Genomic DNA, 23,162 nt, shown 5'->3' on the forward strand with positions numbered 1-23,162 from the left:
GAATCGTCGACAATCAGCACCTGCGCCGGTCCGGCGGGGGTGCCGCCATATCCGGTGTCCGCAAGAGATGCCTGCGCCACTTGTGGCTCCCTCATGCGCCGCTCAGGCGACGCCGACGATCTGCAGCTTGCTTTCCAGCGTCTCGCGGTCGAACGGCTTCATGACATATTCGTCGGCGCCGGCCTCGATGGCGGCGCGGATATAGGCCATGCCGTTCTCGGTGGTGCAGAACACCACTTTCGGGCGCTGCGGCAGCCCGGAATCCTTCAGCGCGCGCAGGAAGTCCATGCCGCTCATCACGGGCATGTTCCAGTCGAGCAGGATCACGTCCGGCGGCGTCTGCAGGCAGGAGTCGAGCGCCTCGCGGCCGTCACCCGCCTCGCGCACTTCGAAGTCGAGCGTTTCCAGGATGTGCCGGGCGACCTTCCGGATCACCTTGGAATCGTCGACGACCAGACAAGTCTTCATTTTCCCCTGTTCCCCGCTTTCAGCGCTCTAGGTGGAGTGGACAGTGCACGAAAGGCGTAAGCGCCACGTTAATCGCGAGATTAATTCGGCCCGGCATGGCCGGGCACCAGGCTGGCAAGGTCGATCGCCAGGATCGGCTCGCCGTCGCGCTCCACGATTCCCCGCCCCGCCCCGCGCCAGGCGGGGTCGAGCGTGACGCCATGCGCGAGCGGCAGCAGCTCGAACGGCGCGACATCGTCGAGCGCATCGACCAGCATCGCATAATGATGCCCCTCGACATGGGTGATCACCGCGCGCCGCGCCGGGCTGCCGCCCGCCATGCCGAGCGCCGACTGGGTGTCGACCACCGTCACCACGCGGCTGCGCAGTGCGGCAAGGCCGCGGACATGCGCCGAGGCGCGCGGCACCGCCGTCACCTCGCCGATATCGACCACCGATTCCACTTGCTCGGAATCGATCGCCACGGCGCGCCCGGCGATCTGGGCGATGAGATAGAGATGCGACATCAACGGCCTGCCTTGCCGGAAACCCGGGCCTGGAGCGCGGAAAGCAATCCCGCACGATCATATCTATAGACGCTGTCGTCGCCCGAGCCGCCCGCGGCGCGCTTCTTTCGCAGCCGGACGACCGGAGCCGGCAGGCCGGTCGTCTCCCGGCCATCCTCGGTCGAGAGCACCACGGCAGGCGTCTCGCCAGGCGCCAGGCGCAGCGCGACGCGGTAGCCCGACGCCTCCAGCAGCGGCTTGACGAAGGATGCCATCCAGCCATCGTCGTCGCCTGCGATCAGGCAGAGCGGCGGGCTGTCCTCCACTTCGCGCTCGGCATGCTCGTCGAAGATCCACAGCATGTCGACCAGTTCGACCTGCTCGCCATCCACCAGCACCACCCCGGCGATGGGCCCCGGCTCGCGGGCCGGCGCGATCTCCTCGGGCAGCATCACGATGTCGGCGGCTTCCTCGATCGCATAGCTGACTTCGTTGGTGCCGTCCTTGAGGCGCAGCACGTTGATCCGCTCCAGTCCGTCCAGGTCGCCATGCGCGGCGAGCGGCAGGATGCGGTCGTCGATCGTCACCCGGAAGCGGCCGGCGGCGAAGCGGACATTGCCGGCATCGACCTGCTCCACCCGGTCGACCGCCGCCAGCGGCACCGCGCGGCGCACGCCGTCCAGGTCGCGGAACAGCAGGGCGGGCAGGCCCGGCGCGGCCTCGGCCTCCTCTTCCTCCTCGAAGATCTGCTGGCCGTCGCGGCTGAAATCCAGGCTCGCCGCCTTGGCCATGCCGGCGCAATCGAGCAGCAGCATCGGCAGGCCCGAATCCGGCAGCGTCTGGCCGGCATAGAGGCCGGTCGACATCACCGCGGGCGAGGCCGGCTTGATCACCAGCTCCTCATTGTCGAGCACCGTGTCGACCGCGAGCGCATAGCTGCCCTCGCTGACGCTGACGATGGCGAGCATCTGGCTGCCCTCGTCGCGCGCGACGGCGGCGGGCAGGCCGAGCATGTCGGCCAGGTGGATCAGCGGCATGCGGCGCTCGCGCACGGTCGCGACCGGAGAGCCGCCGACCAGATCGACCCGGATCGCCTCGCCGCGCTCGGTCACGATCTCCTCGATCGACTGGCGCGGAATGGCGAAGCGCTGGCCGTCCACCCCCACCACGATCGTCGAGATGATCGAAAGCGTCAGCGGCACATGGATGGCAATGCGCAGGCCCTTGCCCGGCGTGCTGTCGAGCTCGACGCGGCCGCCGATCTGCTCGATCGCGGCACGCACCACGTCCATGCCCACGCCCCGGCCCGAGATCTCGGTCACCACGTCCCTGGACGAAAGCCCCGGCTCGAACACCAGGTCGAGCTTGGCACGCGCCGAAAGGCCGCGCAGCTTGGCCTCGTCGCGGCCATTGGCGGCCAGCTTCTGGATCAGCCGCTCGGTATCGATGCCGCGGCCATCGTCCGCGATCTCGATGATGATCTGATTGCCCGACTGGCGCGCGGAGACCGACAGCCGGCCATTCTCGCGCTTGCCGCCGGCGCGGCGCTCGGCCGGCGTCTCGATACCATGGTCGATCGAGTTGCGGATGATGTGGACCAGCGGATCGCGCATCACTTCGATCATCTCGCGATCGAGCTCGACGTCGGAGCCGTCGACCTGGAGCATAACCGACTTGCCCAGCCCCGCCGCCGTGTCGCGCACCATGCGCGGCAGCGCGGAGAAGAGCGCGTCGATCTTCTGCATGCGGGTGCGCGTCACCGTGTCGCGCATCTCGCCCACGGTGAGCGACAGGCGCTCGAGCGCGGCCTCGATGGCGGGGTCGATCTCGCCGTTCCGCAATCGGCGGGCCAGTTCGTTGCGGGCCAGCACCATGTCCGACATGCCGGACATCATCCGGTCGAGCAGGTCGACGTTGAGGCGCACGCTGCGCGAAGGCGCGCGGCTGACGATCGGGCCGGCATGGGCGATTTCCTCGGCGCCCTCGGCCAGCGCAGCGACCAGCAGGTCGTCGCCGCTGTCGTCCAGGCTGGTGCCCGATTCGATCGCTTCCACCAGCTCGCCGATCCGGTCGACCACCGCGAGCACGGCGTTGACGAGCCCGCGATCCGGCGCGCGCCTCCCCTCGCGCACCTGGGCCAGCACATCCTCGGCGGCATGGCTGAGCCGGCCGAGGCGCGGCAGGTCGAGAAAGCCGCAGCTTCCCTTCACCGTGTGCACGAAGCGGAAGATGGCATCGAGGCGGGCGCGGTCCGCAGGATGCGCCTCCCACGCGACGATCTCGCCCGAAAGCGCTTCGAGCGTCTCACGCGTCTCGGCGATGAATTCCTGCAGCAGGTCGTCCATGGGGCCCCGGAAAGCAAATTTGCGGGGCGGTTGTGCGGGATGGGTGGTTAAAAGGGCGTTAGTGCTCGGGCGATTGCCGCGCGCCGCCCGCGCCACCGGCATAGCTCGCATCGAGCAGCGCCGTGCCAAGGTCCCCCAGCTTCCGATAGTCGAAGCTCGCATTGGTGAACACGATCGCCGTATGCCCATCGGCGACCACGCGGCGGGCAAGCATCCGGAAGCCGCCGTTCGAGCCATCCTCCCACACCGCCTCGCGCTCCCGGCCCCCGATCGGCTCCACGCGCACCCGGCCGCCTAGCGCATAATGCTGGTCCGGCATCAGCGTGGTCGTCAGCGCCCTGCGCGAAGCGGGGCTGAGGAGCTTGCCGTCCAGCACTGCGTTCATCAGCGTCATCAAGTCGAGCGCGCTGGTATAGTAGCCACCCGCCATCGCCATGAAATCGGGCACCGGATTGGGCTTGCGCACCGGTTCCGGATCGAGCCCAGCATAGCCCTGCGCCATGCCCTTCACCGCGCCGGAATCGCCGCGATAAACGCCGCTGTCCTTCAGCCCGAGCGGTTTGACCAGCAGCCGGTCGACCAGTGCCGCATAGGGCTTGCCGGATACGCGTTCGACGATCGCCTTGGCGATCAGCCAGTTGGAATGCGAATAGTCCCAGGCAGTGCCGGGCGCGAAGGCCAGGTCGCCACTGGCGTAGCGCCGCACCGCTTCCATCTGGTCCATCTCGATGCCGCGCGTCGCCGGATCCTTGCGCGCCGCCAGGATCTGGTTGGGCACGCCGCTCGAATGGCTCATCAAACGCCGCAGGGTAAGCCTGGCGCCGGTGTCGGCGCGATAGTCGGGCAGGTAGCGGGTGATCGGCGCATCGAGGTCGAGCTTGCCCTGGTCCACGAGCTTGAGGACCACGATCGAGGCGACCCACTTCGACACCGATCCGGTCTCGAAGCGCGTATTCGGCAGCATCGGTACGCCATTCGCAGCATCGGCCCGGCCGACCCCCTCGACGAAGCGGACATCGCCCCCGATGCCGACCAATGCGACGCCGTTGAAGCCGTCGGAAGCATCGACCAGATCGTGGTAGGCCGGATTGCCCTGGGATTGCGCCGCGCATGGCACCGACAGCCCGAGCGCCAGCATCGCCGCCGCCATCTTCAAGCCACGCATACCGATCTCCCATGTCCCTGGAAGCCGCGAGCATGTCATGCCGGGCCCCAGGCATCAACTACAACTGTAGTCGATTTTTCCCGGCGCGCTCCAGTCCGGCGCTAGGCGATTTTGAGGATGGCAATGTAGGATTTCGCCCCATAGTTCCCCTTTTGTTCCAATCCGATGTCGAGCCCCGGCACGGATTTCAGGATCATTGCAACGAGGATATGAGGATGATCTCAGTCAAGGATTTTGGCGCGGTGGGCGACGGCACGACCGATGACACGGCGGCGCTCAACGCTGCATTTTCGCAAACCGGGCGCAGCATCTACCTTCCGGCAGGGAGCTATCTCCACGGCCAGCTCGATCCGCCCGTCTGCGCGCAGATCATCGGCGAGAGCGAATATGACGCGATCCTGACGCCGATGGCAGGCGTTTCGACTGGCCTCACGATCCCGGGAGGCGAGCACTATCCCTCGAAGCTGGCATCCTTCAAGATCGATGGGAACAATACCTTGGGGGCAACCGGACTGTTCCTGGGTCAGTCGGCCGGCCTTGATCCATTGGCGAGTTCGGTGCAAATGGATGGCGTCCGAGTACTGAATTTCACGGGCACGGGTGCCATCGGCGTTCGCGTGGGCAATCTGCTCAAGTCGACCGTTCGGAAACTGACGGCGGAGAGCAATACCCTGAACCTGCTCCTCGAGAAGGTGACGGATCTGCTCCCGACCACCGTCCATTTCGATTCCTGCGTGTTCAACGAGGCGGAAACCCAGGGCGCCAAGCTGATCGACGGGTGGAACATCCTGTTCACCAATTGCGATTTCGAGAGTTCCCGAGAGGAGGGAACGCTGCTCCTGCCGTCCGCCGGGGGCCATTTGGAACAGATCATCTTCGACAGCTGCTGGTGGGAACACAATCACGCCGCCGGCACAACTGCCCATCAGTTCGTGGCGGGGGACGGCACGGCACGCGGCGGGGCGGTCATCCACACCAGCTTGCGCAACCCGCGCTTCTCCACCGATCAAAACTCCGCCAAGGCCGTGCGCATGAATGGCCCGGCCGTGCAGGGCTTCGTCATCACGAACCCGCGGGTCTACTCGGCCGTGAGCGGCGCGATCTCGATCGAAAACGGCGCCTTTGGCGAAATCAACGAATGGCAGGCGATCGGGGGCATGGTGTTCGACGACGTCGTGCATGACGTCCTGAACAAATGCGCGTCGCGCGGTTTCGCGGGATTCCGCTCCTGGAGCCCGACGCTCGCGGCGCTCGGCTCGGGCGTCGCCTCGTCGAGCATCTCGACTGCCGACTATCGGCTGGAAGGCGCCACGACCGTCCTTCAGCTCGATTTCTCCGTCGTCCTGGCCGCGCCCGGTACGCCGTCGGCGATCACTGCAACCTTGCCGACGGGCCTGACCCCCGCGCAGCCCACGATATGCTACGGATTCGTCACCGAAGACAGCGGAAGCGGGCCGGCATACAGCCCCGGCATCCTCGCTCCGTATACCGATGGCATGCTGTACGCACGCAAGGCCGACAATTCGCCGTTCACCGCCGGCGCCACGGTCAATTTCCGCGGCGTGGCAATCTACGAGAACTGACCGGCATCTTCAGGACGGACGGCTGTTTTCCCGGATCGGGAGAGCAGCCGTTCACCCCACCCGGAACGACGCCCCGAACAGCAGCACCTCGGCATCGGGCGGGCTCACCTGGAGCATGCCGCCGCCCTGGGTGACCAGCGCGTGGATCAGATACGCCGCCGCCGCGCGCGGCGTGATCGGCATGTCGTCCTTGCCGCCGGCCAGCGCGCCGCGCAGCTCGGGATCGAGCACGATGCGCGGGCCGTCGGCGCGCACGACGATCTCGATCTGGCCGTCGACGATCTCGGCACCGATATCGAGCTGGCCGCCGCGGATCAGCGCGTCGCCACCGATCAGCGCCAGGTTCATCAGCACCTTGATCGCCTGCTTGGGCAGCACCGGATCCTCGACCATCCAGCCCACATTCACGCGGTGGTTCTCGCCGAACAGCCCCTCGATCGCCCCCTGCGCCTCGCGCGTGTCGACCGTCTCGCCGAAGCCGCCCGCCGCGCCAAAGGCCAGGCGGAAGAACTTCAGCTTGTTGGCGCTCGCCTTGGCGCTCTCGTTGAGCAGCTCCAGGCAGCGGGCGCGCATCTCGGGGTCATGCTCGTCGGCGAGCAGTTCCAGCCCGTTGTTGAGCGCCCCCACCGGGCTCAGCAGATCGTGGCAGAGCCGCGAACAGAGCAGGCTGGCGAAATCGGTCGGGCTGATGTTCAAGATGCTTGCTCCCCCGCAGGTGCAGCCTCTTTGGCGCAGGGCGCGCCATGCTGCAAGCGCATGCCTGTACGCGCCATCCGGGCAACGCTACCACCCCCGGAAAACACGGGAGAGACCAATCGCCTGCGCGAATCCGCGCATCGGCAAGGCACGCACCGATCGCGCCGCGCCGCGCATGGCAGCGCCTGTACGGTGCCGGCGGGCGATGAAGCGCCCGGGAGGCCCCTAGACCACTTTCCGCCCGGTGAAGAGCTGGATCAGGCCGACCACGATGGCGATCACCAGCAGGAGGTGGATGATCCCGCCGGCGATGTGGAAGGTGAAGCCCAGCAGCCAGAGGATCAGCAGGACGACAACGATGGTCCAAAGCATCTTCATGCTCTCCATTTAGCGTTCGTCCATCAACGGGTTGCGCCGCCGAAACGTTCCCCGGCCTCCCTGCGGTTTTTCCGGATTACGCACCATGCCGCGCTTGCTGCTACAATGCCGCCGGGCAGGCACTGGCCCGGTACCCGGAACGAGCCATGACGAGCAGGGCCGCAGACAGGCAGGACGCCGCGATACCGGGCCGCCATCGGATCGGCTTCGGCGCGGCCGCCCTGCCGCAATGGATGACCGGGATCGGCTGCATCGTCCTCTCGCTGCCGCTGCTCGGCTGGCTGCTCGACTTGCCGGTGCTACGCGGCTTCGGCAATCCCCATTACGCAGTGGCGCCGCTCAGCGCGATCAACGGCTGCAGCGTGACCCTGGCGGCGTTCCTGGCAGTGAGCGGCCACCCCCGGCTGGCCCGGCTGGCCGCCGCCCCGGCAGCGATCCTGCTCAGCCTCATCACCTTCCAGTACCTCACCGGCGCGATCGCCATCGAGCGCCTCTTCTTCTTCGACGCGGTGCAACGCCTCGGCGTGCGCAACGACGGCCTCAGCCCGGGCGGCACGGTGGCGGTGCAGGCGCTGGGCGGGCTCGCCGCGCTCGCCCTGACCGTGGATCGCCGCGCCTATCGCGTCATCGGCATCATCCTGGCCAGCGGAACGGCGGCGCTCACCCTGCTGGCAACGGCCGCGCTCGTCAGCGAGCCGGGCGGCATCTCGCCGGCCTTTCTCGGGCGCTCGGCGATCTCGAGCGCGCTCGCCCTGCTCCCGGCCGCCGGGCTCATCCTCCATGCCATGCGCCACGAACCGAACGAGCGGGGATGGCATCTGCTGATACGGCTGGCGCCCGCGATCATCATTCTGCCCGCCATCCCCTCGCTGCTCGGCTTCGCGGCATATCAGGCGGACCTGCTCGGCTTCGGCGCGGCCCAGTTCGCCGTGCTCGCGGCCAATGTCGTGATCCTGGCGGGCGTGCTGATGCGCGCGATCGGCCATGCAGATACGCAGAGCCGGGCGCTGGCGATCCGCGAGGCGAAGCTCAGCGCGGTGCTGACGATGGTGCCCGACGCCGTGATCCTGGTCGACGAGGAAGGCACGATCCTCGATTTCAGCGCCGCCGCCGAGCGCCTCTGGGGCTATCGCGCCGAGCAGGTCGTCGGCGAGCCGGTCATCCTTCTCGCTCCGCCGTCGCATGCCGAACGCACGCGCCAGGAGCTGGCCGACCTGCGCGAACGCGAGCTGAGCCCATGGAACGCCGAGCCGCTCAGCGCCGTCGGGCAGCGCAGCGACGGCTCGCTCTTCCCGCTCGAGGCGCGCGCCGGCCGGGTCCAGGCGCAAGACATGGCATGCCTGACCATCTTCGTTCGCGACATGTCGGCGCAGTTCGGCGTCGAGGACCAGATCGCCCAGCTCAACGCCGAGCTGGCCCATCTCGCCCGGCAGAGCGCCATGGGCGAAGCCGCGGCCGACCTTGCGCACGAGCTCAACCAGCCGCTCACCGCCGCCGCCAACTATCTCTCGGCCGCCGCCATGCTCGCGCGGAGCACCGGCGCCGAGGGGCCGGGCACCGAGATGGTGGACCATGCCCGCGCGCAGGTGATGCAAGCCGGCGAGATCATCCGCCGCCTGCGCAGCTTCACCGAGCGCAACGATACCGAGCGAAGCGTCGAGCCGCTCCGCCCGATGATCGAGGACGCGGCGCGGCTCGTGCTGGTCGGATCGAGCCGCCTCGCCGCCCAGATCGACTGCGATGTCGCGCCGGTCGATCTGTGTGCCTTTGTCGATCGCGTCCAGGTCCAGCAGGTGCTGGTCAACCTGATGCGCAATGCCGTGGAGGCGCTGCGCGCGAGCGGGCAGCGGGACCCGCGCATCTGGGTCACCGCCCGGCGTGTCGACGGCGCCATGATCGAGCTGCGCTGCCGCGACAACGGCCCCGGCCTTCCGCCGGAAACGCTTGCGCATCTCTTCCAGCGCTTCTCGGCCAGCCGGACCAGCGCCGGCATGGGCATCGGCCTGTCGATATCGAAGCGCATCATCGAGCTGCACGGCGGCGTGTTCTCCGCCGAGAACGCCCCCGAGGGCGGCGCCATCTTCGTCTTCACCCTGCCGACGCTCGACGAGGATGGCGCGAACGCCCGCTAGGTTGAGAACCCAAACAAATATGTGATTTTCTGCCGTCATACCGCGCAGGCCGGGATGACGGGGTTCGCGGAATGCGCCCTGACCCCAGCCGCCGACAAATTGCGACAATTTCGCCCCCCGGCCGAGAAACCCTCGCGACAGGCCCGTCCTATCCCCGGTCTCGTCCAGACGTCACTGGAGCGGAGAAATCGCATGATCAAACTGAAGCTCGCCGCGCTGCTCGCTGCCGGCGCGATCGCTTTCGGCGGAGGCGCCGCGCTGGCCGCCCCGGCGCAGCAGGACCAGACGGCACCCAAGGCCCAGATGGCCCGCCGCCCCCATCACAGCCCCTTCGACAAGGACGGCATGATCACGCGCGACGCATGGATGAAGGCCGCCGCCGCACGCTTCGAGCGGTTCGACGTCAACAAGGACGGCAAGATCTCGCGCCAGGAGCTGCGCTTCGGCCGCTTCGAGGAGCGGATGCACCGCCGCCACCGCCACGGCTGGCAGCATGGCGGACCGCATCGCGGCCCCGGCTTCGGTCCCGGCCGCGAAGGCCCGGGCGGCCCGCATCGCCGCTTCGGCCCGCCCCCGCCGGCCGGACAGCCCGCTCCCGCGGCACCCGCCGCGCCGGCACCCGGCAACTGAGCGTCAGGCGATCGTCACCGGATCGAAGCGCCCGTGGAGTTCCCCCCGCTCCACGGCGCGCCAGGCGGTGACGGTGGCTCCCCCGACGATCAGCCAGAGCTTGCCGTCGGGGGCAGCCATCGCCGCATCCGTGACCGAAGGAGTCGCGTCGCCGCCTGGATGCGAATGCCAATAGCCCTGGAGCTTCGGCCCGCCCCCGCGCTCGGCTCGAAGCGCTGCGAACAGCGCGGCAGGATCGATCTCGAAATGCCTATCCGGCGCTTCGTCCACATTTTCAACAGCTTGATAGCTGCTGATTGCGCTGTCCGAACCGAACAGCAGCCCGCACGCCTCATGCGGGGCGGCAAGGACGGCTTCCCGTCGGATCGCATCGAGAACGGCCAGGGGAATTCGCACGGGCATCGCCGTTCACGATAGGACATGGCCCGGCGCGCGTCATCCGCGGCGGCAAGTCCCCGCCCCAGGGATTCCAACATCTTGACAGGGCGTCGAAACCCGCGGAAATCTGTCGGATACCGATCGGTACAGATCTTGAAATCGTCAACCTCGTCCCCATTTGAGGTCAAACATGAATCCGGGGGTTTCCATCATCGAGGCACGTATCGCGGACACAGCCGATGGCTGGCGTCTGGATCGTGCGCTCGCCGACGCGGTGCCGACCCTGTCGCGTGAACGGCTGAAGGCGCTGATTTCCTCGGGCGCGGTCACCGGTCCGCAGGGGCTGGTGCGCGATCCGGCGAAGAAGGCACCCGCCGGCACGCTGTTCAGCGTCGCGGTGCCCGAACCCGAGCCGGCGCACAACGAAGCGCAGGAGATTCCGCTCAAGGTGGTGTTCGAGGACGAGCATCTGATCGTGATCGACAAGCAGGCCGGGCTGGTCGTCCACCCGGCGGCGGGCAATCTCGACGGGACGCTGGTCAACGCGCTGCTCCACCATTGCCGGGGCTCGCTCTCCGGCATCGGCGGCGTGGCGCGGCCGGGGATCGTCCACCGGATCGACAAGGACACTTCGGGCCTGATGGTGGCGGCCAAGACCGACCGGGCGCACGAGGGATTGGCGAAGCAGTTCAAGTCCCATTCAATTGACAGGCGCTATCGTGCGATCGTGTCAGGACTTTTGAGACTATCCGAAGGTACGGTGGATGCGCCGCTCGCGCGTTCGCCGCACAATCGCAAGAAGGTCGCGATCGTGAAGAACGGGAAGCGCGCCGTCACGCATTGGCGCAGGCTTCGCGAACTCCAGGACGCGACGCTGGTCGAATGCCGGCTGGAAACGGGCCGCACCCATCAGGTGCGGGTCCATATGGCTTCTCTGGGCCATCCGCTGGTCGGCGATCCGGTCTATGGCAGTGTCCGCAAGGGGCACCGTCAACTTCTGGAAACCTTGAATTTCCGGCGCCAGGCCTTGCACGCGGCCCATCTGGGGTTCATTCACCCCATCGATAGCACCGCTTTGGCGTTCGAAAGCGAAATCCCTGCCGATATGCAGGAACTGTTCGATAACCTCATCGTATGATTTCAGGCGGCGCAGGCTTCGGCCGGGCGCGCCCTTTAAGTGAAAGGGAGATATGATCATGGCAAGCGGAAGCAACGTCCCGGCGACGATCCCCGCGCTCGGTGGTGAGGCCAGCCTCAACCGCTACCTGGCCGAGATCAAGAAGTTTCCGATCCTGAGCCCCGAGCAGGAGTTCATGCTCGCCAAGCGCTTCCAGGAGCATGGCGACACGGATGCCGCGGCCCAGCTGGTCACCTCGCACCTGCGCCTCGTGGCGAAGATCGCCATGGGCTATCGCGGCTATGGCCTGCCCGTCTCCGAGCTGATCTCGGAAGGCAATATCGGCCTGATGCAGGGCGTGAAGAAGTTCGAGCCCGATCGGGGCTTCCGCCTGGCGACCTATGCCATGTGGTGGATCCGCGCCTCGATCCAGGAATTCATCCTGCGCTCTTGGTCGCTCGTGAAGATGGGCACCACCGCGGCGCAGAAGAAGCTGTTCTTCAACCTGCGCCGGATGAAGGCCAAGCTCGACGCGTTCGAGGACGGCGACCTTTCCCCCGAGCATGTCGCCAAGATCGCCACCGATCTGGGCGTCACCGAGGAGGAAGTCACCTCGATGAACCGTCGCATGGCGATGGGCGGCGACACGTCGCTCAACGTGCCGATGCGCGAGGATGGCGAGGGTCAGTGGCAGGATTGGCTGGCCGACGAGGACCAGCTGCAGGACGAGCGCGTCGCCGAGGCCCAGGAAGCCACCGTCCGCCACGAGATGCTCGTGTCGGCGATGGAGGACCTCAACGAGCGCGAGCGGCACATCCTCACCGAGCGCCGCCTGACGGACGATCCCAAGACCCTCGAGGAACTCTCGCAGGTCTATGACGTCAGCCGCGAGCGCGTCCGCCAGATCGAGGTGCGCGCGTTCGAGAAGCTGCAAAAGGCGATGATGCGCATCGCCGGCGAGAAGCGCCTGCTGACCGCCTGACGAGGCCATGGGGGATCAGGATCGCGATACCGGCGCGGAGCCTCCGCGCCAGCCCGAGGCGCCGGCGGACATCCCGCCGGCGCCTTCCGCATCCGCGCCGCGTCCGCGCGACTGGACTCCGCGCGCGACCACGGCGCAGCAGCCCGGGCTGGGCGCGCCGCCTATGGCGGACCTCCGCCCGCTGGGCGAGGAGCCCGATCCTTTCGCGTCCCGCAGCGAAGCGCCTCCACAAGCTCCTGCCCGGCGAAGGCCGGGGAAGGAAGAGCGTGCATCCAAGCCCCGCAAGCCCCTGTTCCGCCGCATCGCGTTCTGGATCCTGAAGGCAATCCTTGCCTTCCTGGCCGTCTCGATCGGCATGGTGGCGATCTACAGGTTCGTGCCGCCGCCGATCACCTGGACGCAGATCGGCGACATTGTCGGAGGCCATGGCGCCACCAAGCGCTGGATGTCGATCGACCGGATCGATCCCAACATGACACGCGCCGCGATCGCTGCCGAGGATGCGCGCTTCTGCACCCATCACGGCTTCGATCTCACTGCGATCGAACAGGCCTATGCCCGCAACCAGCAGGGCGGCCGCATCCGCGGCGGCTCGACGATCAGCCAGCAGACCGCGAAAAACGTCTTCCTGTTCCAGGGCGGCGGCTATGTCCGCAAGGCGCTGGAAGCCTATTTCACGGTCCTGATCGAGAATATCTGGGGCAAGCGGCGGATCATGGAAGTCTATCTCAACGTCGCGGAGACGGGGATCGGCACCTATGGCGTCAACGCCGGCGCGATGCGCTATTTCAAGCACGACGCCTCGCGCCTGTCTCCTCGCGAAGCCGCCCAGATCGCCGCGGTGCTGCCGCTGCCCAAGAAGCGCGCCGGCATCGATCCGCGCGGCTTCACGCGTCGTTACGGAAACGCAATAACTGCCCGCATCGGCACCGTGCGTGGTGATGGGCTGGACGATTGTGTCCGTTGATGCGGATGGGGCGATGCCGCCGATCCGCATCGCCGCCGCGCTGATCGACGACGGTGCGGGCCATATGCTGCTGGTCCGGAAAAGGGGGACCGCGGCCTATATGCAGGCGGGCGGCAAGATCGAACCGGGCGAAGCGCCGATCGAGGCGCTGCGCCGCGAACTGGCCGAGGAGATCGGCCTTGCAATCACGGATGCTCCCTGGCTCGGCCGCTTCCACGCCTCCGCCGCCAACGAGCCGGGCCATAGGGTGGAGGCAGAGCTCTTCCACCTCACCGCGCCCCATGATCCCGCGATAGCCGCAGAGATCGAGGAAGCGATCTGGGTGGCTATCGCCTGTGCCGGCAAACTCCCGCTCGCACCGATGACGCGCGAGCACGTATTGCCGATCGCCTTGAAACTGCTTGACCGATAGAATTCCTCCCCGAGCCCGCCTCGGGGAGGAATGCAGTCACTGGATCCTGTTCGCCGCGCTGTTCGCCGCGCTCTTCGCCGCGTCGCCGACATCCCTGGGTGCGTCGCCTATCTTGTCGGCCGCCTTGCCGGTCGCGTCGGTCTTCGCATCCTCGCGGCCATCCTGGTTGAACAGATAGATGGCGCCGATCACCACCGCGACCAACAGCGCCAGCCCGATCAGCAGGCTGCCGCCGCCGCCGCGACGCCCGGTTCCGCGTTCGACCATTGCACTCCTCCTCGATCTTGCCCATCGGCAACCGAGAAGGTGTTGGAATGGTTCCGGAAATCAGAAGGGCAGCTTGAAGCCCGGCGGCAGCGGCAAGCCGCTCGTCATTTTCGACATCGCCTCCTGCGAGGCGGCGTCGGCCTTGGCGCGGGCGTCGTTGAAGGCTGCCGCGAGCAGATCCTCGAGCATGCCCTTCTCCGCCGGGTTCAGCAGTGAATCGTCGATCTGGATGCCGATGATCCGGCCCTTGGCGGAAGCCTGGACCTTGACCAGCCCGCCGCCCGACGCGCCTTCCACCTCGATCTTGTCGAGATCGGCCTGCGCCTTGGTAAGTTCGGCCTGGACGTTCTGCGCCATGGCCATGATGTCTTCGAGACTCTTCATAGATACTTCCTAACTTCCGGTCTTGCTCCAGCCGATCAGCTCGGCATCGGGAAAGGCTTCCATCGCGGCGGCGACCATCGGCGAGGCAAGCACTGCATCGCGCTCGGCCTGCTCGCTCGCCGCCTGTTCCTCGCGCAGCGTCATCGCCGGGGCCGGCACATCGACGCACAGGAGCTTCCAGTTGGTGCCGGTCAACTCCTTGAGCGCCGCCCCCAGTTCCTTGATGAAATCGAACGGCAGCGGCCGCGCCGCCGCGAATTCCACCTCGGTACCCGCGAAACGCACCGGGCGAAGATAGTCGCGCACCTGGGTGGCGAGCTGGAAGCGGCGCTTCTCCTCGAGATAGTCGGCCAGCTGGCCCAGGCTGGTGGGCATCGCCGCGCCGTTCGGCCCCGCCGCCGCGGGAGCGCCGCCGCCCGAGATGGTGACGCTGCCGCTGGCGATCTGGCGCGCGAGCTCACCCGGATCGGGCAGTTGCGAGGCATGGATGACGCGCAGCAGCGCCATCTCCGCCGCTTCGATCGGCAGCACCGCCCGCGCCACTTCATCATGCCCGCGCAGCACCAGCTGCCACAGCCGGTGGAGCGCCGGGAAGCTCAGCCCCGCCGCCCAGCGCTCGAGCGATTTCATCTCCTCGGCCGACTGGCCCGAATTGGCATCGGTGCCGAGCTTGGCGAGCGTCACAGCGTGCACCGTCTCGAGCAGCGTGCGCAGCACCGCCTGCGGATCGACGCCAAGGTCGTACTGCCCCCGGAGCGAGGCCAGCGCGCCGGGCGCGTCCCCCTCCAGCAGCAGCCCGAACAGGGTGCGAATCGCGCCACGGTCGGACAGGCCCAGCATCTGTCGCACCGCCTCGGCCTTCACGCCTTCGCCCTCCAGGCCCGCATGCGCGATCGCCTGGTCGAGGATCGACAGCCCGTCGCGCGCCGATCCCTCGGCGGCGCGGGCGATCAGCGCCAGCGCCTCGGGCTCCGCCTCGAAGCCCTCGGCCTGGGTCACTCTGGCAAAATGCTCGGCGAGCAGCTCGGCCGGGATGCGGCGCAGGTCGAAGCGCTGGCAGCGCGAGAGCACCGTCACCGGCACCTTGTTCACCTCGGTGGTGGCGAACAGGAACTTCACATGCGCCGGCGGCTCCTCCAGCGTCTTGAGCAGCGCGTTGAACGCGCTCTTGGAGAGCATATGGACTTCGTCGATGATGTAGATCTTGTAGCGCGCCGAGACGGCGGAATAGCGCGACGCCTCGATGATCTCGCGTACGTCGTCGACGCCGGTATGGCTGGCGGCGTCCATCTCGATCACGTCGATATGACGGCCCTCGGCGATCGCCCGGCACGGCTCGCAGACGCCGCAGGGATCGATCGTCGGCCCGCCCTGCCCGTCCGGGCCGATGCAGTTGAGCGCCTTGGCGATCAGCCGCGCGGTAGAGGTCTTGCCGACGCCGCGCACGCCGGTGAGCAGGAAGGCGTGCGCCAGCCGGTCGCGCTTGATCGCGTTGCCCAGCGTGGTGACCATCGCGTCCTGGCCGATCAGCTCGGAAAAGGTCTGCGGCCGGTATTTGCGCGCCAGCACGCGATAGGCCCCGGACGCATTCGGGTCGCGCGGCTGCGGGGGTTCGTCGAGGCCAAGCAGGGAATCGGACATCGTCTGCGTTCCTAGCGTGTTCCCGTCGCCGCGTCCAAGCCGATGGACTAAGCCCGGCATGGGAGGAATGCGATGACGATGACCAGAATGGCGCTCGGACTGGCGATGACGGCGATGCTGGCGACGGCCCCGACCCGGGCGCGCGCCGAAGACGGGCCGCTCTACCAGCTTCGCGTCTATGCGCTCCACGAAGCCAGCAGGCCCGTCTTCCATTCCCGCTTCCGCGACCACGCGATGCGAATCATGAAGCGCCACGGCTTCGACATCGTCGCGACCTGGGAAGCCCGGCACGACGGGAAGCCGGAATTCGTCTATCTGCTGCGCTGGCCCGACGAGGCGACGCAAAAGGCCTGCTGGGCGGCGTTCATGGCCGATGCGGAATGGATCGCGATCAAGAAGGCGACGCTGAGCCCCGACGCGCCGATCATGGGCGAGATAGAGGATCGGACCATGCGCCTGACCGACTATTCGCCGCCGTTCAGGTGATGGCGCGGCGGTCGCGGGCAAGAGGGCGATGCGAGGATGCGGTGGGAGCCGGAACGACCCGCAGCGAAATCGTTGTGGCTGCTTCCTTCCGGATCTGACCAGGTTGGCGACGACTGCGTCCGCCCGACTCCCGCGGCGCATATGGGCAAAGTCAGGCGGTTAGGCAAGGGCGGGAACGCAGGCACGCTCCCGCCCGAAACCCTTAGCGGTGGACGCGCACCTTGCGGCACACGCGCTGGCGATGGCCGTGATGCCACTTGGTCTTGCACACCGTGCGCCACTGGGGCCGCTTGCGATGGTGCGGACGGTGGTGCTGGATGTCCGCCTTGCCGGCGATCGCCGGGGCCGCCGGGGCAGCGGCGGCATTGGCGGCCGGGATGGCGAGGGTCGCGGCAGCGGCGGCCGCGAGGATCGGAAGCAATTTCATATCTTCTCTCTCCTGCTTGCGGGGGAAAGAGCCCCCCGATGTCGGAAACCGGAACGATCGTTTCGGTTCCATGCTCGATCCTGAAATTGAACCGATTTCGACAGGCTGAACGGATCGCTCAGCCCAGGGTCATCCGGAATCCCCCGCGTACGCCTCAGCGCCCCTGCATGTCGCGATGACCGGCCGGCATGTGCACCACCAGCCCGTCCAGGTCCGGCGTGAGCAGGATCTGGCAGGCGAGCCGGCTGGTGCGCACCGCGCCCACCGCCAGGTCGAGCATGTCCTCCTCTTCCTCCGCGGCGCGGGGCAGCCGGGCGAAATATTCGGGATCGACGATCACGTGGCAGGTCGAGCAGGCCATCTGCCCCTCGCAAGTGCCCTCCAGCGGCTGGCCGTCATTCTGCGCGACTTCAAGCAGGCGCAGCCCCGTCTCCGCCGCCACTTCGTGCCGGTCGCGCCCGTCGGCGCTGATGAAGGTGACGCGGATCATGCCGCGCGGCTCTGCCGCCGGGCGGCGGCGGCGATCCGGTCGATCGCATGGAGCAACGCGTCCTCGGTGGTATAGCGCCCGAAGCCGATGCGGATGCTCGCGCGCGCCTCGGCAGCGGAGAGGCCGATCGCCTCGAGCACATGGCTCGGCCGCCCCGATCCGCTCGCGCAGGCCGATCCGGCGGAAAAGGCGATGTCGCGCAGGTCCGACATCAGCCGGGCGACGTCGAGCCCGTCATGGCGCAGGTTGAGATTGCCGGGATAGCGGTCTCCCTGTGCGCCGTTCAGCGCCCAATCGCCGGGGATACGGGCAAGCGCCGCGCGAAAGAGCTGCTCGGCATGGGCATGATCGGCGCCGAGGCGCTGCTTGGCGAGCCTTGCCGCCGCACCGAACCCCGCGCACAGTGCGGGCGACAGCGTGCCCGAACGGCCCGCCGGCTCCTGCCCGCCGCCATGCATCAGCGGCTCCAGCGTCACGCCGTCGCGGATCCACAGGGCGCCCACGCCCTTGGGCCCGTGGATCTTGTGCGCCGAGACGGCGATCAGGTCGCAGCCATCGGGGATGCGCACCCGGCCATAGCCCTGCACCGCGTCGCAAAGGAACAGCGCGCCGGCGGCATGGGCGAGATGCGCCAGTTCCGCGATCGGCTGGATCACGCCGATCTCGTTGTTGACCAGCATCGCCGCGACCAGGCCGACGCCCGGACCGATCGCCGCACGCGCGGCGGCGAGGTCGACCAGCCCTTCGGTGCCGACCGGGAGCACGACGTCGTCCCTGCCCTTGCGGCGCTCCGCCGCCGCCGTGTCGAGCACGGCGGCATGTTCGGTAGCGATCGTCACGATCCCGCCGCTCGTGCCCTTGATCGCCCAGTTGAGCGCCTCGGTCGCGCCGCTGGTGAAGCTTACCGTCCCGCCCGGAGGCAACAATCCGGCGACATCGTCGCGCGCCACTTCCACCGCCGCCCTTGCCGCGCGGCCCTGGGCATGGGCGGAATGCGGATTGGCGAAATTGCCTTCCAGCAAGGGCAGCATCGCGGCCAGCGCCTCGGGCGCGAGCGGTGTGGTCGCCTGATAGTCGAGATAGGTCATGCGGCCCTGTTTGTGGCCTCGATCGCGACCCGGCGCCAGAGCGTCGTGAAGGCATCCACCTCCGCTTCGGTGGTATTGCGCCCGAAACTCACCCGCACCACTTCGCGCAATGCCGGCTCCTCCCAGCCCATCGCGGCGAGGACATGGCTCGGCCGCATGCTGCCCGAGGAACAGGCGCTGCCCGCCGAGACCGATATGCCGGCCAGGTCGAAGCGGATCAGCTGGGCGGCGGAGGAGACGCCCGGCATCCGATAGGCTCCGATCAGCGGACTGCGCGGACGGTTCGCGCCCACCGGGTCGCCGCCCGCCGCGACGATCGCCGTCTCCAGCCGGACCCGCAACGCCGCCATTCGCGCCAGATCCTCGGGCATCTGGACGGCAATCGAATAGCCCAGTGCACCGGGAAGATTCTCGGTGCCCGCGCGATAGCCCTTTTCCTGCCCGCCCATCGGCAGCAGCACGCCGAAATCGCGCACCAGCAGCGCACCGATCCCCGGCGGCCCGCCACGCTTGTGTGCGGAGACCGCCACGAGATCGGCATGGCGCAGCACCGCATCGTCGGCGCGCGCGGGCATCTGTGCCGCATCGACCAGCAGGATGGCGCCCGCCGCGTGCACGATAGCCGCGATCTCGGCGATCGGCTGGCGCACGCCGGTCTCGCTGTTCGCCCATTGCACTCCCACCAGCGCGCGCGGCCCCGCCGCCAGCGCGCCGCGCAACGCGTCGAGATCCAGGGCCCCGTCGCCGTCGACGGGCAGCACCTGCGCACCCTCCGAATGGCGCAACACCGAATCATGCTCGACCGCGCTGATCAGCCGGCGCGGCGCCATCGAGCGGCCAAGCGCGATCTGCAGCGATTCGCTGGCACCGCTGGTGAAGACCAGTTCGTGCGCCCAGCCATAGGCGGCGGCGACGTCGCTGCGCGCCTTCTCCAGCGCGGCGCGGGCCGCGCGCCCCTCGGCATGGGGTGAGCTGGGATTCGCCCAGTGGCGCATCCCCGCCTCCACCGCCGCCAGCGCCTGCGGCAGCATGGGAGTGGTCGCGGCATGGTCCAGATAGATGCGGTCGGCCAAGCGAATCTCGTTGTAATTGCGCAAAGGGGCGCGCTGCCTATATAGCGCCCAACGCACCGCGCTCCACAGCGCGCCTCCAATTCAAAGCAGGTCTGCCTTGCCCGAAGTCATCTTTCCCGGCCCCGAGGGGCGCCTCGAAGGCCGTTTCGCTCCCGCTCCCAAGCCGCGCGCACCGGTCGCCATGATCCTCCACCCGCATCCCAATGCGGGCGGCACGATGAACAACCGCATCGTCCAGGAAGTCTACAAGACCTTCCAGCGCCGCGGCTTCGCGACGCTGCGCTTCAATTTCCGCGGCGTCGGCAAGAGCCAGGGGACGTTCGACAACGGCATCGGCGAACTGTCCGACGCGGCGAGCGCGCTCGACTGGGTACAGAGCTTCCACCCGGAAGCGAGCAGCACCTGGGTCGCCGGCTTCGGCTTCGGCGCCTGGATCGGCATGCAGCTGCTGATGCGCCGTCCGGAAATTCGCGGCTTCATCTCGATCGCGCCGCCGGCGAACATGTTCGACTTCACCTTCCTTGCCCCCTGCCCGTCCTCGGGCATCATCATCCAGGGCGAGAATGACGAGGTGGTCACGCCGGGCGCGGTGCAGAAGCTGGTCGACAAGCTGCGCACCCAGAAACACATCACCATCCATCACGACACCATTCCGAGCGCGAACCACTTCTTCGAGCACGAGATGGACGACCTGATGAAGAGCGTGGACCGCTATCTCGACATGCGGCTCGACCCCAACTCGCCGATCCGCTGAGGGGCTGGCAGCCGCCCGCCGGACGCCGTCACCCCCGCAAGGGCGGGGCTGACGGCCGGGGGCGGACTGGCGGACCTGGCTCCGCCGCCCCTCAATCCTTCTTCAGATTCTTCGCTCCGCCCGCCAGGATCGCGGCGGTTGCCTCGGCCGCGCTGCGATAGGCTTCCTGGAACTCGGCGCTCCAATATTTGAGCTGGTCGAGCGGGATCGGCGCGCCGCTGACGGCGCAGACGACATGGGTGCCCGGACGGATCACGTCGAAATCGGACGCGTCGTAATGGAGTTCGGCGAGAAGCGACATGCGGCCCATCTAGGGGCTCGCGCCTCCTACGCCAATGCTCAGCGCGCCAGCACGCCGTCGATCCAGCGATCCACCACCCCCGTCGCCGGATAGCCGGGATCGCCCAGCGCCCGGTTGATTTCCATATGGCCGCGCAGTCCCCGGCCGGCAAAGCCCTGCACCGTCACCCGTGCGCCCGCCGCCGTGAGCGCGCGCCCCAGCGCTTCGGACTGGCGCGTACCGTCCACACGCTCCACGTGCAGGATCAGGAAGTCGCGGGCATTGGGCGCGGCGGCCTGCAAGGTGGGCGAGAGCGCGCGCTGACGGGCGGGATCGCGGCCGAACGCGGCATCATAGGTGCCGCCCATGATCCGCGGGCCATCGGCCATCTGCGCGGGCACGTCATAGGCCGCGCCGTCGAGCAGCACGACGCCGGCAAGCCGGTCCAGGCCCCAGCCCGCCTTGCGGAGATAGACGGGATCGGTCGCGACCAGCGCCGCCAGATGCGCGCCCGCGCTGTGCCCCATCACCACGATCTTGCCCGGATCCACGCCCAGCGCGCGCGCATGCCGCGCCAGATAGGCCAGCGAATCGGCGACGTCCTGCGCCTGTCCCTCCACTGTCGCGCCCGGCACGAGCCGATAGTCGACGCTGGCAAAGGCGAAACCGCGCCCGGTGAAATGGGCGATCTTCGCCGCGCCGGTCGCATTGCCCTTGTCGCCCCGCTGCCAGCCGCCGCCATGGACGAACACCACCAGCGGCGCGGCATCCCCCGCGCCCTTGTAGAAATCGAGCTTCTGCAGCTGCGCCGTGCCATAGGCGATCTCGCGCGCCGGCGCGGATTGCGCGGACGCGGGCATGGCGGCGAGCAGGAACGGCAGCAGGATCAGGGACTTGCGCATCACGCACCTCATCAGCCGGGCAGGCGAAGGATATGCGCGCGGCACACGGGCGCGTCCAACGATCTTGTGTAACCAGATGTGTCAGCCGGGCATGGGCCCGCTCGGCATTCGGAAAGCCTTCCCCGGAGGGAGAGGAATATTGGCGACACCTCGCAATGCTGATGTCGATGCGACCCTGGCGCGTTTCAGATCTGCAGGATCAGCAGATTGCCGAGGATCACGACGGCGCAGACCCACATCAGGATCGCCTTGGTCCGGTCCGCCCGGAACTGTTTCCACCCACCCCAGACGAGCGCGCCCATGGCGATCACCGCGATGCTGAGCCAGAGCGGCTCCAGGCCGGGATCGGGCATCAGCCGGCGATCAGCCAGACGAGCAGCCCGGTCATCCCGATCACGCCGCCGAACAGCGCGATCATCCGGGGATCGCCGCGATAGGCGATGCGCAGCACTCCCCAGAGGAAATAGCCGAGCGCACGCGCGCCGACGCTCATGACGTTGGCAATCACGGCGCCGAGGCGGCTGGCCACCGGGTCAGTCTTTCCCGGCAAGGACTTGGGCATAGGCATCGGGATCGGCATTGCCCCCGGAAAGGATCACGAGCAAGCCCGGCTTCACGTCCAGCTTGCCCGCAAGCAGCGCCGCCAGCGCCACTGCCCCGCCCGGTTCCACCACCACCCGCAGCCTGGCCGCGGCCCAGCGCTGGGCCGCGCGCACTTCCGCCTCGCTCACCGCCAGCCCGGTCGCCCCCCGCCGCGACAGCACGTCGAAAGTCAGCGGCGAGACGCGCGTGGTCTGCAGCGCGTCGCATGCCGTGGGCGGCGGATTGTCTCCCACCGGCTCGATCCACCCGGCATCGAGGCTGCGGCGCATATCGTCCCAGCCCTCGGGCTCGACGGTGACGATCTCGGCATCGGCCAGCGCCAGCGCCAGGCCCGCCGCCAGCCCGCCGCCGCCACAGGGCACCAGCACGTTCGCGAAATCGGGCAACCGGGCCTCGACGATCTGCGTCATCGCCTCGATCCCGGCGCTCCCCTGCCCCTCGATGATCCAGGGATCGTCGAAGCTCGGCACCAGCGTCGCGCCGCGGGCATGGGCAAGGTGCGCGGCGATCTTCTCGCGGCTCTCGGTCATCCGGTCATAGGAGACGATCTCCGCGCCCATCGCCAGCGTCGCGTCGCGCTTCACCCTGGGTGCGTCGGCGGGCATCACGATCACCGCCGGGATGCCAAGCTTCTTCGCCGCCCAGGCGACTCCCTGCGCATGATTGCCCGAGGAAAAGGCGACCACGCCCTTCTCGCGCGCCGGATCGTCCAGCGCAGTGAGCCGATGCCAGGCGCCGCGGATCTTGAACGCGCCGATCGGTTGCAGGCACTCGGCCTTGAAGCACACCGGCACTCCACGGATTTCCTGAACGAACAGAGGAGTTTGCGGAAGGATCTCGGCGACCTTCGAGGCAGCGTCGCGAACGCCCGCGCGTGTAGGTTGTCGCACAATTGTCACAATTCACCCCCGCCGTAATATTCCGGGCCTCGAATCACTTTACACCCCGATCCAACGTCCTTATGTGCCGCCTTCCGCTGCCCCATGGGACTTCCAACCGCAAGGCAGCTTTTGTCAACGATCGCCGTAA

28 protein-coding genes and 1 other RNA gene are annotated in these 23,162 nt (G+C 68.0%); 9 read left to right on the top strand and 20 right to left on the bottom strand.

The genetic code is table 11. From position 1 onward, the window contains the following. Nucleotides 1-102: 102 nt before the first annotated feature. The 4 genes from BGP17_RS17355 to BGP17_RS17370 form a co-directional block, all read right to left on the bottom strand. The gene (locus BGP17_RS17355; protein WP_086129096.1) at nt 103-468 is read right to left on the bottom strand and encodes a response regulator; all 366 of its coding nucleotides are present in this window, start codon (nt 466-468) and stop codon (nt 103-105) included. A gap of 80 nt (nt 469-548) precedes the next feature. Next, nucleotides 549-974 (bottom strand): chemotaxis protein CheW, encoded by a 426-nt coding sequence (locus tag BGP17_RS17360; protein ID WP_086129095.1) that lies wholly within the window; start codon nt 972-974, stop codon nt 549-551. Then, on the bottom strand, nt 974-3,298 hold the full coding sequence (locus BGP17_RS17365; protein WP_286712878.1) for a chemotaxis protein CheA: 2,325 nt from the start codon (nt 3,296-3,298) through the stop codon (nt 974-976). The genes BGP17_RS17360 and BGP17_RS17365 overlap by 1 nt, the downstream gene beginning before the upstream one ends. A 58-nt stretch (nt 3,299-3,356) precedes the next feature. After that, nucleotides 3,357-4,463, bottom strand: a complete 1,107-nt coding sequence (locus BGP17_RS17370; protein WP_286712879.1) for a serine hydrolase domain-containing protein — start codon at nt 4,461-4,463, stop codon at nt 3,357-3,359. 215 nt (nt 4,464-4,678) lie between these two features. Here BGP17_RS17370 and BGP17_RS17375 point away from each other — a divergent pair, with 215 nt between their 5' ends. Next, on the top strand, nt 4,679-6,046 hold the full coding sequence (locus BGP17_RS17375; RefSeq protein WP_286712880.1) for a glycosyl hydrolase family 28-related protein: 1,368 nt from the start codon (nt 4,679-4,681) through the stop codon (nt 6,044-6,046). A gap of 51 nt (nt 6,047-6,097) precedes the next feature. Here the strand turns inward: BGP17_RS17375 and BGP17_RS17380 are convergent, their stop codons facing one another. Then, nucleotides 6,098-6,742: a histidine phosphotransferase family protein gene (locus tag BGP17_RS17380; RefSeq protein ID WP_167298369.1), complete on the bottom strand. Its 645-nt coding sequence runs from the start codon at nt 6,740-6,742 to the stop codon at nt 6,098-6,100. 225 nt (nt 6,743-6,967) lie between these two features. After that, nucleotides 6,968-7,114 carry a lmo0937 family membrane protein gene (locus BGP17_RS17385; protein WP_144034313.1) on the bottom strand — a complete coding sequence of 49 codons (147 nt, stop codon included), beginning with the start codon at nt 7,112-7,114 and terminating at the stop codon, nt 6,968-6,970. Nucleotides 7,115-7,266: 152 nt separating this feature from the next. Here BGP17_RS17385 and BGP17_RS17390 point away from each other — a divergent pair, with 152 nt between their 5' ends. Together BGP17_RS17390 and BGP17_RS17395 are read left to right on the top strand one after the other, a co-directional pair. Beyond that, nucleotides 7,267-9,252 carry a sensor histidine kinase gene (locus BGP17_RS17390; protein WP_286712881.1) on the top strand — a complete coding sequence of 662 codons (1,986 nt, stop codon included), beginning with the start codon at nt 7,267-7,269 and terminating at the stop codon, nt 9,250-9,252. 192 nt (nt 9,253-9,444) lie between these two features. Then, complete coding sequence (locus BGP17_RS17395) at nt 9,445-9,882, top strand: hypothetical protein (RefSeq protein ID WP_286712882.1); 438 nt, start codon at nt 9,445-9,447, stop codon at nt 9,880-9,882. A 3-nt stretch (nt 9,883-9,885) separates the two neighbouring features. On the opposite strand, the gene BGP17_RS17400 is transcribed toward BGP17_RS17395, so the two are convergent. Continuing rightward, complete coding sequence (locus BGP17_RS17400) at nt 9,886-10,284, bottom strand: M67 family metallopeptidase (RefSeq protein WP_286712883.1); 399 nt, start codon at nt 10,282-10,284, stop codon at nt 9,886-9,888. Nucleotides 10,285-10,450: 166 nt separating this feature from the next. Here BGP17_RS17400 and BGP17_RS17405 point away from each other — a divergent pair, with 166 nt between their 5' ends. From BGP17_RS17405 to BGP17_RS17420, 4 genes are all read left to right on the top strand, one after another. Beyond that, a complete protein-coding gene (locus BGP17_RS17405; RefSeq protein WP_167298365.1) occupies nt 10,451-11,398 on the top strand; it encodes an RluA family pseudouridine synthase in 948 nt (315 codons plus the stop codon). 58 nt (nt 11,399-11,456) lie between these two features. Next, complete coding sequence (rpoH, locus tag BGP17_RS17410) at nt 11,457-12,359, top strand: RNA polymerase sigma factor RpoH (protein ID WP_086129404.1); 903 nt, start codon at nt 11,457-11,459, stop codon at nt 12,357-12,359. 163 nt (nt 12,360-12,522) lie between these two features. Continuing rightward, nucleotides 12,523-13,326 carry a monofunctional biosynthetic peptidoglycan transglycosylase gene (mtgA, locus tag BGP17_RS17415; protein WP_286713024.1) on the top strand — a complete coding sequence of 268 codons (804 nt, stop codon included), beginning with the start codon at nt 12,523-12,525 and terminating at the stop codon, nt 13,324-13,326. A gap of 13 nt (nt 13,327-13,339) precedes the next feature. Further along, nucleotides 13,340-13,738, top strand: a complete 399-nt coding sequence (locus tag BGP17_RS17420; protein WP_167298364.1) for an NUDIX hydrolase — start codon at nt 13,340-13,342, stop codon at nt 13,736-13,738. 36 nt (nt 13,739-13,774) lie between these two features. On the opposite strand, the gene BGP17_RS17425 is transcribed toward BGP17_RS17420, so the two are convergent. The 3 genes from BGP17_RS17425 to BGP17_RS17435 are packed head-to-tail and all read right to left on the bottom strand — an operon-like array spanning nt 13,775 to nt 16,030. Further along, complete coding sequence (locus BGP17_RS17425; protein WP_286712884.1) at nt 13,775-14,005, bottom strand: hypothetical protein; 231 nt, start codon at nt 14,003-14,005, stop codon at nt 13,775-13,777. Nucleotides 14,006-14,065: 60 nt separating this feature from the next. Then, entirely contained in the window at nt 14,066-14,389 is a 324-nt protein-coding gene (locus BGP17_RS17430) for a YbaB/EbfC family nucleoid-associated protein (protein ID WP_086129085.1), read from the bottom strand. A gap of 9 nt (nt 14,390-14,398) precedes the next feature. After that, nucleotides 14,399-16,030 carry a DNA polymerase III subunit gamma/tau gene (locus BGP17_RS17435; protein WP_286712885.1) on the bottom strand — a complete coding sequence of 544 codons (1,632 nt, stop codon included), beginning with the start codon at nt 16,028-16,030 and terminating at the stop codon, nt 14,399-14,401. Nucleotides 16,031-16,102: 72 nt separating this feature from the next. On the opposite strand from BGP17_RS17435, the gene BGP17_RS17440 reads away from it, so the two are divergent. Further along, nucleotides 16,103-16,516 (top strand): NIPSNAP family protein, encoded by a 414-nt coding sequence (locus tag BGP17_RS17440; RefSeq protein ID WP_286712886.1) that lies wholly within the window; start codon nt 16,103-16,105, stop codon nt 16,514-16,516. A gap of 37 nt (nt 16,517-16,553) precedes the next feature. Here the strand turns inward: BGP17_RS17440 and ffs are convergent. The 5 genes from ffs to BGP17_RS17465 all read right to left on the bottom strand — a co-directional run bounded on the left by ffs (nt 16,554) and on the right by BGP17_RS17465 (nt 19,594). Continuing rightward, nucleotides 16,554-16,651: signal recognition particle sRNA small type (gene ffs, locus BGP17_RS17445), an RNA gene on the bottom strand. Between the two features lie 67 nt (nt 16,652-16,718). Further along, nucleotides 16,719-16,943 carry a hypothetical protein gene (locus BGP17_RS17450; RefSeq protein WP_167298361.1) on the bottom strand — a complete coding sequence of 75 codons (225 nt, stop codon included), beginning with the start codon at nt 16,941-16,943 and terminating at the stop codon, nt 16,719-16,721. A gap of 154 nt (nt 16,944-17,097) precedes the next feature. Next, nucleotides 17,098-17,433, bottom strand: coding sequence for a 2Fe-2S iron-sulfur cluster-binding protein (locus BGP17_RS17455; protein ID WP_286712887.1), 336 nt, complete (start codon nt 17,431-17,433; stop codon nt 17,098-17,100). Then, nucleotides 17,430-18,521: a cysteine desulfurase family protein gene (locus BGP17_RS17460; protein WP_286712891.1), complete on the bottom strand. Its 1,092-nt coding sequence runs from the start codon at nt 18,519-18,521 to the stop codon at nt 17,430-17,432. The genes BGP17_RS17455 and BGP17_RS17460 overlap by 4 nt, the downstream gene beginning before the upstream one ends. Then, the gene (locus BGP17_RS17465; RefSeq protein WP_286712892.1) at nt 18,518-19,594 is read right to left on the bottom strand and encodes a cysteine desulfurase family protein; all 1,077 of its coding nucleotides are present in this window, start codon (nt 19,592-19,594) and stop codon (nt 18,518-18,520) included. The genes BGP17_RS17460 and BGP17_RS17465 overlap by 4 nt, the downstream gene beginning before the upstream one ends. A gap of 97 nt (nt 19,595-19,691) precedes the next feature. Between BGP17_RS17465 and BGP17_RS17470 the strand changes: the two genes are divergently transcribed. Next, on the top strand, nt 19,692-20,348 hold the full coding sequence (locus BGP17_RS17470) for an alpha/beta hydrolase (RefSeq protein ID WP_086129079.1): 657 nt from the start codon (nt 19,692-19,694) through the stop codon (nt 20,346-20,348). A 91-nt stretch (nt 20,349-20,439) separates the two neighbouring features. On the opposite strand, the gene BGP17_RS17475 is transcribed toward BGP17_RS17470, so the two are convergent. From BGP17_RS17475 to BGP17_RS17495, 5 genes are all read right to left on the bottom strand, one after another. Next, a complete protein-coding gene (locus tag BGP17_RS17475; RefSeq protein WP_243857115.1) occupies nt 20,440-20,649 on the bottom strand; it encodes a DUF2093 domain-containing protein in 210 nt (69 codons plus the stop codon). Nucleotides 20,650-20,687: 38 nt separating this feature from the next. After that, entirely contained in the window at nt 20,688-21,530 is an 843-nt protein-coding gene (locus tag BGP17_RS17480; RefSeq protein ID WP_286712893.1) for an alpha/beta hydrolase, read from the bottom strand. 185 nt (nt 21,531-21,715) lie between these two features. Next, nucleotides 21,716-21,883 carry a hypothetical protein gene (locus BGP17_RS17485; RefSeq protein ID WP_286712894.1) on the bottom strand — a complete coding sequence of 56 codons (168 nt, stop codon included), beginning with the start codon at nt 21,881-21,883 and terminating at the stop codon, nt 21,716-21,718. Next, nucleotides 21,883-22,059 carry a hypothetical protein gene (locus tag BGP17_RS17490; RefSeq protein WP_167298354.1) on the bottom strand — a complete coding sequence of 59 codons (177 nt, stop codon included), beginning with the start codon at nt 22,057-22,059 and terminating at the stop codon, nt 21,883-21,885. Before BGP17_RS17490 ends, BGP17_RS17485 begins: the two co-directional genes overlap by 1 nt. A gap of 4 nt (nt 22,060-22,063) precedes the next feature. Further along, a complete protein-coding gene (locus BGP17_RS17495) occupies nt 22,064-23,032 on the bottom strand; it encodes a threonine ammonia-lyase (protein ID WP_286712896.1) in 969 nt (322 codons plus the stop codon). Nucleotides 23,033-23,162: the final 130 nt, after the last annotated feature.

The organism is Sphingomonas sp. 67-41, from assembly GCF_001899725.1.
GTDB lineage: Bacteria > Pseudomonadota > Alphaproteobacteria > Sphingomonadales > Sphingomonadaceae > Sphingomonas > Sphingomonas leidyi.